Source organism: Clostridium sp. Marseille-P299 (genome assembly GCF_900078195.1).
GTDB lineage: Bacteria > Bacillota > Clostridia > Lachnospirales > Lachnospiraceae > Lachnoclostridium.
In genome coordinates this window covers 1,164,006-1,178,518 of sequence record NZ_FJVE01000007.1, presented here as the reverse complement: position 1 = coordinate 1,178,518, position 14,513 = coordinate 1,164,006, and the positions used below count along the sequence as shown (strand labels likewise).

The following is a 14,513-nucleotide window of genomic DNA, read 5'->3' as shown; positions in this document are numbered from 1 at the left end:
TAGCTATGAATCTAGTAAAGCAGCTCTAGCAGAACCCGCCCAAAACTTTGTACAGTATAAGAGTAAGATTATAGTCATTGGCTACAATTCCTACTCTTATTTTTGTTATAATAAGTAGACCTTAATGGTTGGCGTCCCCAACAGTGGATTTTTACATCCGTGTGTAAAAGTGTCAGCAATCTACTTATTTTAAATATTCGATTTAGCTGGTTGAAAACATTCATTGTCTTTCGTGTTACGAGCAAAGATGAATAGTAATAAGATTAGTACAATTTTGTAGTTCTAATAGAAGAATTTCTAAAAGAGGCTCAAAGTCTTTAAGAAAAGTTGGCTATGAGATAATGGCATACTATATTATATAGAGACTTCCAAAAACATCGCATTATCAGGAAATTCAATTGCATAAAAAACATTATAAGGCAATTCTCTAATTTCAATCTTATCCCTTTTACTTTTAGATATATCACGAAAATAATCATCTAGCATAATATGTGTTGAATTAATCACAAGAGTCCTATATATTATACAAGGCTCATTAGTTGAATATCTTAAAATGCATTGTTCTATAATATATTCCTCGTTAACTTTAAATTCCTTTATGTATTTTTTTTCAATAAATTCTAATTGATCATTATAAAATAATATTTTAAGAATCTTCATGTAATCTCCCTAAGAAACACATAACGCCTTATTTCATATAATATTTAGAAAAAATCAATAATATAATTATAGGATGTTATAAATAATTATTATTATAAAAAATATTACATTTATAAGTTTTATATATTTCATTTTATTTACTAAAAAATTTGATACTTCAAAAGTATCTCTAAGCTTAAATATAGCAAAAACACTTATCATCAATGGTAATATAAATGCTAAATTATAAATAATAAAGTAAAAAATAGCTTTCTGTTTATAAATATTATTATTAATCATAGTTAATATTGTTGATAAGTATATTTGTCCAGTACAAAGAAACTCCCCACAACTTATTAAAAGTCCTAATATCAAATAGAACACTACTAACAACTTGTTTTTATTCTTTTTCTCTATATATTTTATTAGATTATGATTTAACGATATAATCTTATTTGGAAGTGGTAGTGTCAATAATTTTGTGTAAATAGTTTATGCGTACCTTTCGGTAAACATATCCTGAAGTTTATCTGATGAACAAGCAAAGCCTCTAAGCTTTCTTGTAGACCATGATTCATTATAAGAAATCACTTTATAATAAACGAGTTTACTACATGCGTCTTCTGTGGGTAGTGCATCCTTAGTTTTTACAAGACGACGTACTTCTTTATTAAAGCGCTCGATCCAATTCGTTGTATAGATGGATTTTCGCATAGAAACAGGGTGTCCTGGTATAATTAAGTTGTAACACCTTAGTATAAAATTTTGATATAATAATACAAAACTAAGGAGAGATTACAGCATGGCTACTTATAATAAATATGAACCTGAACTAAAAGAAAAAATATTGCGTCTTTATCTGGAAGAAGGACGTACAAAAAAGAGTTTAACTGAAGAGTACAACTTAGGAAGTGGTACGATCACATACTGGCTACAACAACGACGTAAAGAATGCAAAACAAATCCTATCATCAAACAAGAGACCGATTCCTACGAGGAGAACAAACGTCTTCGACGTCAACTTGAAGAATTGAAAAAGGAGAATGAGTTCTTAAAAAAGGCGGCAGCATTCTTTGCGAAGGAAATCGATTAGTTGTTTACCAGTTTATCCAGAAAAATTGCAACACGTTTGGCCTACGTTGGCTTTTACGGAAATTCAACCTATCACCAAATGCTTACTATAATTACTTAAAGAATCGTAAGTCTACTTATCATGCTCAAAAAGCTGAAACGCAACGTAAAATCGTTGAAATTTACCATGAAGCAAACGGTGCTCCAGGCTACAGAATGATGCGTGATTTGTTAGAACAACGTAAATATAAGTATAGTGATTCAACCATCCATAAATATATGAAAGAGCTCGGTCTACGTTCTATTACAAGACGTAAAAAGCCTGATTATAAGAAAGGAAAAGCTCATAAAGTTTATCCTAATCTCTTAAATCAAAACTTTGTCGTTGGAGCCAAAAATAAGGTTTGGTGTACAGATTTCACCTATCTTTTTTTAGAAAATGGTACAGTTCGTTATAATTGTACGATTCTTGACTTATTTGATCGTTCAGTGATTGCTAGTTTAAATGGGGATCATATAACATCTGAATTAGCGATTGCAACACTTAAAATTGCTATTCAGCGTCATAAGCCAAAGAGAGGATTAATCCTTCATAGCGACCAAGGAACCCAATTCACTTCACAAGAATTCAATGTATTCTGTGAAAAGGCTCATATACAACAAAGTATGAGCCGAGCAGGATGTCCTTATGATAATGCTCCTATGGAGCGTTATTATAATACGTTAAAATCAGAACGTATGAATCATTTTTCATATAAAACGAAAGAGGACTTAGATGCTGCAGTAAATGAATTTGCTTATATTTGGTATAATCATGTAAGACCACACAAGTATAATAAAGGGAAAACACCAGCTCAGGCTAGAGCTGCTTAAATTTTATACACTAGTGTTACAATTTTGCTTGACTAGAACAGGGTATTTATAGTATGTGAATAAGTCCTCGTCATTTAACCAGGATTCCACTACACGTTTATAAGATTTACTCCATTTAACAGCAAATTCGTCTAAAGCTGCTCTACACTGCTCTAGGTTTGGAGATTCGTATACAACTTTTAAATCAGCTGTAAAATCGTTGATATCTTTCTTACGAACACTACGAATTGCATTACGAACTTTATGGACAATACATCGTTGAATATCCGCTTTTGGATATACTCTATGAACAGCATCGTCAAGTCCAGAGAGACCGTCCATGACGAAGAGGAGAACTTCATCTACGCCTCGTTCTTTTATCTGGCGAAGATTATCCTCCCAAACATAAGCGCTTTCATTTACACCGATAAAGAAGTCTAATACTTCACGGTATCCATCTTCATCGACACCTAAAATGAAGTAAACGGCGTCACTTGATACTGTATCTCTTCTTAATTTAAGATGTAAAGCATCAATATAAATGACACTGTACCTCTTCTTTAGAGGACGCTTATGCCACTGTTCAATTTCTTCAAGAGCAACATCAGTGATATTACTTACTGTAGCCGCACTATAAGAATTTCCATAAAGTTTTTCAATGATGTTAGCAATTTCACGTGTAGATACTCCACTTGCATACATGCGGATGATCATGGTTTCTAGCCAATCATCTCTTCTTGCATATGGTGGAATGAGTTGTTGTTCAAACTCATTATTACGGTCACGAGGAATTTTAAGATTCTCAATCAGACCGTATTTGGTTTCATAATTACGGGTATAGTATCCGTTGCGTGAATTGCCAGTACCATGTCCTTCGTAGCTATATTTACTGTACTGGAGAATGTTAGTGAGTTCTTCCTTCATCAAGGTTTCCATGGTTTGTTTTAATAGACCAAGAATATACTCTTCAAAAAAAGAGTTTAAGTCTAGATTTTCTTTTTGATTTTTGTTATTATTAGTCATAGGGAAGTCCTTCTTTCTTGGTTATGTTTTTCTTCGTCGTTAAACATTTTACCATGTCAGATGGAACTTCTCTATTTTTATTTACACAAAATATTTTACACTATCTTGGAAGTTTTAATTTAATTTTTTCGTATTTATTTTTTTTAATTACAATATAATCATATATATTTAAAATTATAAATAATAAACAAAATATAACAATAATATATTTAGTAATAACACTTATTAACATAAAATTAATACTATTTAGCATATTAAAGAATACAACACCAAGTAACAAAAATCCGATAAATTTACCTAAAATAAACGATATTCCTACTTTTACAATCTTTTCTTTTTTACTCGATGATAACGATAATAAAAATATTAACATTGATAAAGAGCAGGGATTAAGTCCATTAACTATTCCAGCTATAACTATAGTTACTGCATTTATACTTTCAAACGTTTTAATATCATGATTATAATTACCTTCTTTTAACAATGGCGTATTTATAGAGTATTTATTTTCTAAAATATCAATTAATTTTTCTTCAATTTCCTCTCTACCAAATAAATATCCTTCGCTCACAAACACTATGGGTACAACGCCAAATTTTCCTTCAGCAACCTTATAATATTCACAATAGGAATTTAATAGTGCCTTATTATTATTTTCAGTAATATCGTAAGATATAATATTGATATCATCATTTAAACCCTTAAAGTAATTTTTAACATCAATACAAGAACTACATGTAGGTGAATAAAAGTATATTATTGTTTTTTCAATCCCATTACTTGCAGCTTCAGAGACATTGCTATTGCAAATTATTAATATGAATGACAAAAGTATGATTACATTACTTAGACGCTTTTGCAAACTGTTTTCCCCCCTCGTAATTCTACTATATAATCCGCATATTCAGCAATTAATATATCATGTGTTACCATAATAATTGTAACTTTTTCCTCTTTATTTAATTTTTTTAAGTATTCCATTATTTGAAATCCGCTTTTTTCATCTAAATTTCCTGTTGGTTCATCAGCTAGTAAGACTTTAGGACGATTCGCTAATGCCCTAGCAATGGCCACTCTTTGTTGCTGACCCCCTGATAGCTCTGCCGGCTTATGATGAGCTTTTTCCTTTAAACCAACTTCTTTAAGTAGCTCTAATGCTCTTTCCCTTCTTTCATTTTTTTCAATTTTTGCCAGCCCCAATGGTAACTCAACATTATCAATTGAATTTAGATCTTGAATTAAATTAAAAGATTGAAAAATGAAACCTATATTTTGGTTACGAAACTTAGCTAATTGATTGCTATTTAATTCTAGTAGATTTTTACCATTAAAATAATATTCTCCGCTATCAAAACTATCCATACAACCAATAATATTTAAAAGAGTAGTTTTGCCTGTTCCTGAACGTCCCATAACAGCAACAAAATCACCATCATTTACTTTGAAACTAAGTTTACTTATTGCTTCCGTATAAATATTTTTTCCTCTGTAAGTTTTAGAAATTTCTCTCAATTTTATCATTTTTACCTCACTCAACTCTTAATATTTCCATAGGTGTTAACATAGTTACTGTTTTAATTACTGGAATCATTGAAATCATAACTATCCCACATATAATTATCAGTTGAACTATTATTACATATGGATTTGGTCGTAATGATACATTAATGTAGTTTAAATCCTTAATCCCAAATATTATATTAGAGGATAGTCCTAAGGTACATCCTGTTAGAGCTAGCATCATTAACTCAATATAACACTCAATACAGACTCTTTTTTTGCTAGAGCCTAATGCTAAATTAATGGCAACCTCTTTTTTTCTTTCATTTATAATCAAAATAAATACACCAGTTAAACCAATCGTTGTGATGATAAGTAAAATATAGGATATAAATCTTATAACTGTATTCTCCTCCGCTACACTATGAAGACTTCTTAACATGTCATAAAATTCATTGTTTAAATAATATATAAAATTACTATTAGAGGAAAGTAGAGTCTGTGCTTTAATTAAGATATCTCCGTTATCAAAACTAAAGTCCTTTAATACAATCGTTAAGCGAGTATCAAATAGATGACTTGGATTATAAAGTTTATAATATAACTCGTAAGGAAGGTAAATATTTGAGTCATTGCTATTCTGAATATTTACTTGATACTCTTTACCATCTAAGGCAACCAATTTATCTTCTTTTATTTCATATGGGAAATCATTAATATTTATTGTCTTAATTACATTACATAATATATTATATGTATTCTCATTCATAAAGACTTCCTTAGTACCTGTAGTATAAACTGCACCAATTGATTCTATTGTATTATCTTTTAATAAAAAGTTTATATTTAAAACAACCTCTATTTTCCAATCTATATTAGATAGAACTTTAGATAACTCATCTAAATCCTCAGTAGAAAATGGAATCGCCTCGTAATTACTTTCAGTGAAATTATCATCAATTGAGTTTTCACTATAATCATATAACGAAGCATTCATGTCTTTTACTAATATATGAAATTCTTCATTTTTATTTTCTTCCAATAAACGTTCTAATTTTTTATCTGAATTTACCGAAAGTATTAAACTTACATTCAAAATTAAAATGGCAATAGCAATCTGCAATACAATTAAACTGTATATTCTAAAATTACTTCTTAACTTTTGAAATATCCTTTTAAACATGAACTCCATATAATTTAATCCTTTCAAACTAAAATATAGTTCTAATTGATTGTTTTTGTAAAGACCTTGTGTTTATCCACGAGTAAATCAATGAATAAATTTGCCCAGCTAAAAATATAGTTGCAAAAACATATAAATCAACTCTCATTGAAACTCTATAATTTATTCTGGATATACTTAAAAGATAGACCCCTATAAAGAGTATGACGGATGATAATAACGTTATAATACCACTCTCGAAATAAATAGCTGTAAATAGTTGTTTTTTTGTAGCGCCATGAGCAAGTAAAATACCATATGTTTTTTTTCTTTTAATATAATAAAATTTTTCAATATTATGTATATTAATAACACCATAGAAGATGGATACAATAGATAAGATAATAGACATCCCCCAACCACTGTACAACTGATTTTTCTCATCAATCATTAGGTTACGACCCTTAATAAAATTACCTGACTTATATTTTTTTATTATATAATTCTGTATAGTATGCATATTATCATCTGTCACTTTCTCATTCAAATAAACATAATAATATTGAGGTTTTTGCATATTATTAAAACCTGCTTTATAGGTTGAACTATCAAATATACTCGTACTATCATATCTAATTGAGCCCGCTGTATCATCAATGAATATTATTTCACTATATTTCATAATATTATTAATACCAACTACCTTATAACTATAATTATTTATAATTATAGTATCTCCAATACTAATCTTAGATCGATTTGCTATTTTTTCACCAATAACACATTCTTTATCAGAATTAAACCATCTTCCTACAATGTATTCATAATCATTAAACATGTTATAAAATGCAGTATTTGTACCTATTACAGATACACCTATCATAATTTCTTGATTAAATGTAATTAAATCTGTGACATAATATCTATACGGAGCAACATTATTAATAAACTTTATACTTTCATATATGTCAGCATCTTCACTTAGTTTAATTAAATTGTCCTCTGTTTGTACAATGATTATCTGATCATAAGCTATGCTTTCTTCGTAATCAAAATAACTATACCATGCCTCATATGCTTGACACACAAACATAGTACCTATTAGCATTCCAAGTGCTAGACAAAGGCTTAACGATATAAATTTCAATTTGTCATGTCTCAGAAAACGCACCATAATTGTAAGAATATACATTCTGTTAATCTCCTTGTGGTTTAAACATATATATTACATTCTTTTTGCTATCTGTCATATAAAAACAGTCTTTATACATATCCATATGTGTCATCCCATCATTCTCATCGGAAGGGTTTTCCCTAAATAATGTACTAACATAACTTCCATCGAATAAAAATTCGTCAATTTGCTTCATATAATTAGAAAATAAATAGATTCTATCTTCTGTAAGATGTATTGATGTAGGTGTATACTTGGTTGTTAAATCAAACTTTTTTTCTACAGAATTATTTATTATACTAACAAAACTTTTTCCACTCCGATATCCTAGCTGTTCTTTCGTCTCAAACACTTCATAAGTTGGTGTGAAAAAAATTTCATCATCTGTTGATCTGTCCATAACACCAATAAGTTCTTTCCCTATTTTTTTAATATCACCATCGGAATTAATTTTGTATATCTTTAATAATTTCGGTATTACCCCCTCTACCGTTAGATATATATTCCCCTGATTATCTACTTCTAAATCTAATGCATGAACATCATTCGAGTTTTTCAATGAATCTATTATTATCTCTTTAATAAAGTTATATTTCTTATCAAAAACTTGTATTCTACAACTATCTCTATCTACTACAAATATATTTTCATCATTTATTGATATTGCTTGTGGGTTAGTGAATTCTGAGTTACCTTGTCCATATTTCCCAAAACTATCAATTAACTCACCCTTGAGATCAAAAGTTAAGATATTACTATTACCTTGATTCACTACATATATTAACTGTTCTGTACAAACAATATCCGTCGGATAATTTAATTCATCATTATCAATAAACACCGTTTTCTCCAAATATTCTGAGTTAATGTAATTAATTTTAAGACTAGAACTTACTTCACCATCACTGTTAATTTTACATCCAGTACATACTAGAACTATAACAATCAATTCCAATATTATCCTTCTCTTCATAATCTCCTCCATTATAGTTTCTACACTAATATAATAGTTTTTTTATTTTTTTATTGATTAATTATCCTGAATTATTCATGCTGACCTTGTTAGCATGATACAATACCTTTTTAATACTGAGTTTCATACATTTATTACTTTCACCTAAAAAGTGAAATCTAGATATAGAAAAAAGGCCTCTTCTTTGTTAAAATTTAAGTGCGACCCAAAATCAAACAAAGGAGAAACCTTATATGTCTAGTTTACAGGATTTACACTTAGAATGCAATAACCGTATTAAAATAAATTTTAATGGAGGAGAACTTTCCTCCGATTCTGGATTACTTTTACTCTATGAATATATAAATAAACTAAAGATCCCCTCTATCATTGCTGAGAATTTTAGTACTGATACAAAACAGCGTATTCATTCTGATTCATCCATACTCATGCAACGTATCTTTCAAAACATCGCTGGGTACTTTCAAGATGATGATGCGGATGAATTGGCTTTTGATCCTATATTTACTCAAATTCTTTCGAAAGAAAGATTGGCATCTCAACCTACAATAAGCCGTTTTATGAATCGTCTTGATGACATCTGTATTGTGCAGATGGATGTTCTTCATCAACTATTACGTGAGAAGATTTATTCTTATGAACAACCACAACAGATCATTCTTGATGTCGACTCTACTTCATTTACTACGTATGGTTCGCAAGAAGGTAGTAGCTATAATACTCATTATCAAAACGTTGGATATCATCCATTATTAGTATTTGATGGGTTAACTAAGGATTTATTAAAGGCTGAGTTAAGACCAGGAAATACTTACACTTCAAAGGACGCACATAATTTTTTGTATCCTCTCCTATTGGAATATATGGATAATTATCCAGATACTCAACTATTCTTAAGAGGTGATAGTGGTTTCGCAGACGTTATGCTTTATGAAAAGTTAGAGACCAATGGTGTGAGTTTTGCTATTCGTATGAAGGAATCAGCACGCTTACGTAAGATGGTTGAAGGTGATGTTTATGATTTTATGGAATCATTAAACAATAATCTTGTTGATTACGCTTGCACTTATACTGAATTCATGTATGCTGCTGATAGCTGGGCATATCCTCGTAGAATTGTTTGCAAGATTGAAAAACCATATGGAGTAATGGTAGCTAATTATACATTCATCGTTACAAATATGGAGATTCCTGCCCAGGATATTTTACGTTTTTATTGTAATCGAGGGACTATGGAAAACATGATTAAAGAAGCAAAACTAGGCTTTCATATGAATGCTATGCCAAATCATGATTTCATAACTAATCAAAATCGACTCCAAATCAATATGTTAACATATAACATATTCAATTGGTTTCGTCGAATGGTTTTACCAAAGAAGATGAGACATCTTCAAGTTGATACAATTCGTTTAAAACTTATAAAAATAGCAGCAAGGCTAACGAAGAAATCACGCTATCTAATCTTTAAGTTATGCAGTAGTTGCCCTTATAAAAATGAATTTAATGAGGTTTTATCAAAAATACATTCACTAAGACCACTACAAAGGTTATTAGAGTAGATAGTGAGTTGCACATTGGCAGTTAAAAAAAGAGAGTAATAATACCTTAGTTAAATTCCTTTCTTTTTGACTGTTAAAAAAAGTAAAATCATAAAATCAAAGTAAAAAACAACGGGCTGATATAAAGATCAGTAAATTAACTTTGTTATTTACTTACATGAATAATTCAGGTTATTATGTTCTTTTATTAATTTGAACCAATACTCTAAATTAGCAACATCCATTTTTACTTACAACGGTCTGGTATTCTTTAGTAATAGTTACAGTACCATTATCCGAACTAGTTTCTGAACAAATTCTGCTTTGATATTTAGTTGTCTTACTAGTATCCTGAAGCCAAAATGCTCCGCATCCATCACTCGTATCACAATATGTACTTGAACTATAAGTATCCCAATTACCACAAGATTTTGCAGCTTGTGCGACAGTTCCTGCTTGCATAAAAGTCATCAACCCAACCAAAGATAAAACAATACCTGCTTTTTTAAAATTTATCATAAAATATAACCTCCTTAAAAATTATATTAGTGTAGACTATTCCAATCAATTTCTGTAACAGTACTATCTTTAAGTGCATAAATACTCGGATAGAGCTTAACTTCAAATATCTGATTATATACATTAAAACTATCATTAATAAATTTATCTTCTTCATAATTATCATAATTAGTAATAAATATAAAATTCATATATTTATCTTTAATAGTCTCTATATAAGAATTAATATCTAAACATGATTCGCAGTTTTCTGTCAAAAAAATTAAAGCGGTTTCATTTGGTATACAATTATATTTATTGCTAATATCTTTAAATGTTAAAGCCTTAATATTAGGAGAAACGGCATTGTTTAATATTAGTTTAATAATATCTTCTGCTTTGCTTGTCTCAAATATAACTATGTTATCTTTTATCACATAAATATATGGAGTATAACCTACAAATTGTGTTTTTCCTTTTAAAGTATAGTTGGTAACATTTTTAAAATTATAATTATTAATTTTTTTAGTAGGTATCTCATCTATCCACACTAAACTTATGGAATATTCAGATAATGACTCCATAGTATCAATACTCGAAATAAATCTCAGGAGTTCCATACAAGGTTGGCAACTATCAGACAAATAAAATACTAGATTAGTTTTGTCATTATTTAATCCTTTTATTTTTTCACCCTCTTCGGTATATAGTTTAACATCGGAAAAATCATCTCCATATTCAAGATATATGTTTTTACCACGTCTAAATTGGCTATACATAATACCCGAAGCTATTATTAATAATACAAGCATAAACACTATATATTTTATATGTATTTTTTTCCCACTACTTAACCCTCCACTTTATAAACAGTTTTTATCAGATATTTTCCAGCTCTTCTCTATCAACCTTAACAGTTCAATGTAAATATACATGAACTCTATTGATTTATATCTTAATTGTACATTGTTTTTATATCAAGATAGCAAAAATTCGATATTCATATATATTTATAGCGAAATTCACAATTAACACCTGTTAATCTATAAATAATATGTATCATACTCTCATTTATAGATACAATCGAGTAGGAGGAAATTCATTAATTGAATTTCCGTCCTCTCACACCACCGTACGTACCGCTCGGTATACGCGGTTCAATAAGATTACCTTACTTGCGAATATCTTTCACTAAGTGTTATAAAACCTTGTTCTCTAAGATAATTATTGGTAAGAGTTGAATTTAAGATTGGGCTATTGGAGATTCTCCAGTAGCCTTTCCTAGTATTCGCATGTTCCCATGCTTTCCAATTCTTTCCCCCTAGTTTAACTAAGTTATCATGTTTCGTTTTAATCTTTTTCCACTGTTTCCAGTAACAAAGACGTAAACGTCTTCTTAGCCACTCATCAAGTTCTCGTAAAGTACCTTTCATATCTGCTAGTTTGAAGTAGCTTATCCAGCCAACAATTAATTGTTTAAGTTTAATGGCTCTGAGTTCCATACTCATTGCGTTACTTCTTCCAGTGATACTCTTAAGTTTTCCTTTTAACTTCTTAACAGAAACTTGATGTACTCTTATTCCCATTTCACCTTTCTTATTGTAAAAGGTATATCCTAGATATTTTAGTTTCCATGATCGGTCTACCTTACTTTTCTCTTTGTTAACTTTAAGCTTCAAGTCCTTTTCTATAAACTTCGTGATACTTTTCATAACTCGCTCTGCTGATTTCTTTGATTTCACGTATACATTGCAGTAAGTAGACCTAGGGAACCTCCCCCTAAGTCTCTCTCAGAACCGTACGTGAACCTCTCAGCTCATACGGCTCCCATTATCCAACCGATGGTAGTATACCAAATTTCCAGTGTGCAAACAAAGTTCTATCACGTTTCGCTATCTCTCCAAGCCAGTATTCTGCTCTTCGTCTTGCATTACGTTTCTTATATTTCCTACGTACCCAATACACCAACCGTTGATTGATGTATCGCAAGACATCATATATTTCCGACTTATAGAAATGGGTGTAGTAGTTAATCCAACCCTGTATTTGGCTATTAAACATATTTGCTAAATCCCGTAGCTCCTTATCTGGCTTATGTTGCAACTTCCACTTTCTAACCGTTTTCCGTATGGATTTCTTCGCTTTCTCACTCATTGCTGGTAGAAAGTTTGTAAAGAACTTTCCATACTTATTCATTGCGTGCCTTGGCCGAAAGGTATATCCTAGAAAATCAAAGGACGTATATTCATGATTTCCTTTACGGTCATCATCCTTACAGTATACTATCCTTGTCTTATCTAGGTTTAACTCCAATCCAAAGCGCATGAAACGTTCTTCTAGTCTACGTTGCAAATATTTTGCCTGTTTGAGCGATGCACAGTGTGCTATTCCATCATCTGCATACCTCGCCCAAGGAATTGAAGGAAACTCTTTTGCCATAAAATCATCAAATACATAATGAAGAAATAGATTCGCTAGTACTGGACTAATCACTCCACCTTGAGGTGTTCCCGAAGTTCTTGGAACTAGTGTTCCGTCCTCCATCTGGAATGGTGCAACTAGCCATCGTTCAATATAGAGAGGAATCCACTCCTCTTTTGTATGTCGCTTCACCATTTCCATAAGATAATCATGTCTGATATGGTCAAAGAGACCTTTTATATCAAACTCCAGTACCCAATCTTTTCTCCAACATCTCGTTCTTGTTACATCAAGTGCTTGTATTGCAGATTTGTTTGGTCTATAACCATAGGAATCTTCGTAAAATATGGACTCAACATTTGGTTCAAAATACAACTTTACAACCATTTGTGCAATTCTGTCCTCTACTGTCGGAATTCCTAGTAGTCTAGTTCCTCCATTTTTCTTTGGAATTGCTACTGCCTTTACAGGTTTTGGAAAGTAACTTCCCGATGACATTCTGTTCCAAATCTTATAAAGATTATTGTTAAGTTTTCTCTCAAAGTCTTGGATAGATTGGTCATCTACTCCGTACGTTCCTTTGTTTGCTTTTACTCTTTCATAAGCAGCAATTACTGCTCGTTTTGAAATACTATATGGTTTTGTTTCTTGCATAAGTTCCTCCTCCTTTCAAAGTTGACTTATTCTTGAAACGGAATAATTCGGGTTCTTCGCTCCATTCCCATTACAGAAACTTCCTCACTACTACAACCCAATCTGCCCCCATGACTGCATTGGTACTCTTATCTTACGGTTCTTCCGCTTGATATACTCCCTTAACATCAGCCCGTGGGTTCCCACGTTCCGTACAGACGCCTGTATTAAGTTCATGCCACCTTTATGCCGTCCACCATCTAGACAGTAAACAGGTTTCCTCTAGACTTATCCCAGGTTAACGACTACCCCCTGGTTTTGATGGAATCTGTACGCTTACGACATTTTCGTAAGTGGTTCACTTTTCCTTCATCTCCTTAATACACACTTGACAGTTTATTACTGCCTTTTCCTTAACGCTCAATACCATAGCTTTTGACTACAGCACCTTAAGGTAGTTTGAAACCTCCACCTGTATGGCGATTTCGGTGGGCCTACCACCATCATCTGCACAGCATAGCTGTCTTCAAGTAGCTACGCTACTTTGACACGCCTTCGTGGCGCACAATCATCTGCATAACGGCAGAACTTAAGTCCTCTTCGTTCTAATTCCATATCTAGTTCATGCAACATGATATTACTTAATAGTGGAGATAAGTTCCCATCCATAGTGATATTCACTTTGGGCGTTTTGTCCATCTTCTGACGTCATAGAAATGCTCGGCGCCTTTGCATAGCTTTCGAGTTCCACTCTATCCTTTTGCAAATGACCTGTTTGTTTATTCAGTTGTCTGCTTTCATTACATTTCTTTGTTTCTTTCAAACTTTCAAAACCTCCTATTGTTCAGTCCTTCCCAAAGGTCGTCGGCTACCTCCGGTACTATAACCTCTGCTGACTTCTTAACGCTCAGCCATACATCGCTGTATGGGTTGTTGTTTCAAAGTTCATTTCCACAACTTACCGCTAAGACCTCCCCAGGTAAGAACACAATCTTCCTTTCCATCTATCCGCCACATTTACATGGA

Annotated in this window: 16 protein-coding genes; 2 read left to right on the top strand and 14 right to left on the bottom strand. The window is 31.4% G+C overall.

What is annotated here, in order from left to right; genetic code table 11:
• Positions 1-354: 354 nt before the first annotated feature.
• Complete coding sequence (locus BN4220_RS13115) at positions 355-660, bottom strand: hypothetical protein (RefSeq protein ID WP_066717098.1); 306 nt, start codon at positions 658-660, stop codon at positions 355-357.
• 471 nt (positions 661-1,131) lie between these two features.
• Positions 1,132-1,353, bottom strand: coding sequence for a transposase (locus BN4220_RS19870; protein ID WP_082812301.1), 222 nt, complete (start codon positions 1,351-1,353; stop codon positions 1,132-1,134).
• 88 nt (positions 1,354-1,441) lie between these two features.
• Between BN4220_RS19870 and BN4220_RS19865 the strand changes: the two genes are divergently transcribed.
• A protein-coding gene (locus tag BN4220_RS19865) for an IS3 family transposase (RefSeq protein WP_148401704.1) occupies positions 1,442-2,583 on the top strand; the annotation gives its coding sequence in 2 pieces (ribosomal slippage) (positions 1,442-1,706 and positions 1,706-2,583; 1,143 coding nt in all).
• 3 nt (positions 2,584-2,586) lie between these two features.
• Here the strand turns inward: BN4220_RS19865 and BN4220_RS13095 are convergent.
• The 6 genes from BN4220_RS13095 to BN4220_RS13070 all read right to left on the bottom strand — a co-directional run bounded on the left by BN4220_RS13095 (position 2,587) and on the right by BN4220_RS13070 (position 8,394).
• Entirely contained in the window at positions 2,587-3,585 is a 999-nt protein-coding gene (locus BN4220_RS13095) for an IS256 family transposase (RefSeq protein ID WP_066717092.1), read from the bottom strand.
• 100 nt (positions 3,586-3,685) lie between these two features.
• Positions 3,686-4,447, bottom strand: coding sequence for a hypothetical protein (locus BN4220_RS13090; RefSeq protein ID WP_066717088.1), 762 nt, complete (start codon positions 4,445-4,447; stop codon positions 3,686-3,688).
• The gene (locus BN4220_RS13085; RefSeq protein WP_066717079.1) at positions 4,432-5,106 is read right to left on the bottom strand and encodes an ABC transporter ATP-binding protein; all 675 of its coding nucleotides are present in this window, start codon (positions 5,104-5,106) and stop codon (positions 4,432-4,434) included. The genes BN4220_RS13090 and BN4220_RS13085 overlap by 16 nt, the downstream gene beginning before the upstream one ends.
• A 7-nt stretch (positions 5,107-5,113) precedes the next feature.
• Positions 5,114-6,277, bottom strand: a complete 1,164-nt coding sequence (locus BN4220_RS13080) for an FtsX-like permease family protein (RefSeq protein ID WP_066717076.1) — start codon at positions 6,275-6,277, stop codon at positions 5,114-5,116.
• Positions 6,278-6,296: 19 nt separating this feature from the next.
• Positions 6,297-7,439 carry an ABC transporter permease gene (locus tag BN4220_RS13075; RefSeq protein ID WP_066717073.1) on the bottom strand — a complete coding sequence of 381 codons (1,143 nt, stop codon included), beginning with the start codon at positions 7,437-7,439 and terminating at the stop codon, positions 6,297-6,299.
• Between the two features lie 4 nt (positions 7,440-7,443).
• Positions 7,444-8,394 carry a 6-bladed beta-propeller gene (locus BN4220_RS13070; RefSeq protein ID WP_066717065.1) on the bottom strand — a complete coding sequence of 317 codons (951 nt, stop codon included), beginning with the start codon at positions 8,392-8,394 and terminating at the stop codon, positions 7,444-7,446.
• A 233-nt stretch (positions 8,395-8,627) separates the two neighbouring features.
• Here BN4220_RS13070 and BN4220_RS13065 point away from each other — a divergent pair, with 233 nt between their 5' ends.
• Complete coding sequence (locus BN4220_RS13065) at positions 8,628-9,956, top strand: IS1380 family transposase (RefSeq protein ID WP_066712939.1); 1,329 nt, start codon at positions 8,628-8,630, stop codon at positions 9,954-9,956.
• Positions 9,957-10,166: 210 nt separating this feature from the next.
• On the opposite strand, the gene BN4220_RS13060 is transcribed toward BN4220_RS13065, so the two are convergent.
• From BN4220_RS13060 to BN4220_RS20120, 6 genes are all read right to left on the bottom strand, one after another.
• A complete protein-coding gene (locus tag BN4220_RS13060) occupies positions 10,167-10,454 on the bottom strand; it encodes a hypothetical protein (protein WP_066717062.1) in 288 nt (95 codons plus the stop codon).
• Positions 10,455-10,480: 26 nt separating this feature from the next.
• Positions 10,481-11,245 (bottom strand): hypothetical protein, encoded by a 765-nt coding sequence (locus tag BN4220_RS13055; RefSeq protein ID WP_066717059.1) that lies wholly within the window; start codon positions 11,243-11,245, stop codon positions 10,481-10,483.
• A gap of 354 nt (positions 11,246-11,599) precedes the next feature.
• Positions 11,600-12,145, bottom strand: coding sequence for a group II intron maturase-specific domain-containing protein (locus tag BN4220_RS13050; RefSeq protein WP_082812418.1), 546 nt, complete (start codon positions 12,143-12,145; stop codon positions 11,600-11,602).
• 118 nt (positions 12,146-12,263) lie between these two features.
• The gene (ltrA, locus tag BN4220_RS13045) at positions 12,264-13,508 is read right to left on the bottom strand and encodes a group II intron reverse transcriptase/maturase (protein WP_066717050.1); all 1,245 of its coding nucleotides are present in this window, start codon (positions 13,506-13,508) and stop codon (positions 12,264-12,266) included.
• A gap of 513 nt (positions 13,509-14,021) precedes the next feature.
• Positions 14,022-14,156 (bottom strand): hypothetical protein, encoded by a 135-nt coding sequence (locus BN4220_RS20295; RefSeq protein WP_347477094.1) that lies wholly within the window; start codon positions 14,154-14,156, stop codon positions 14,022-14,024.
• Positions 14,125-14,310: a hypothetical protein gene (locus BN4220_RS20120; RefSeq protein WP_066717048.1), complete on the bottom strand. Its 186-nt coding sequence runs from the start codon at positions 14,308-14,310 to the stop codon at positions 14,125-14,127. The genes BN4220_RS20295 and BN4220_RS20120 overlap by 32 nt, the downstream gene beginning before the upstream one ends.
• Between the last annotated feature and the right edge of the window lie 203 nt (positions 14,311-14,513).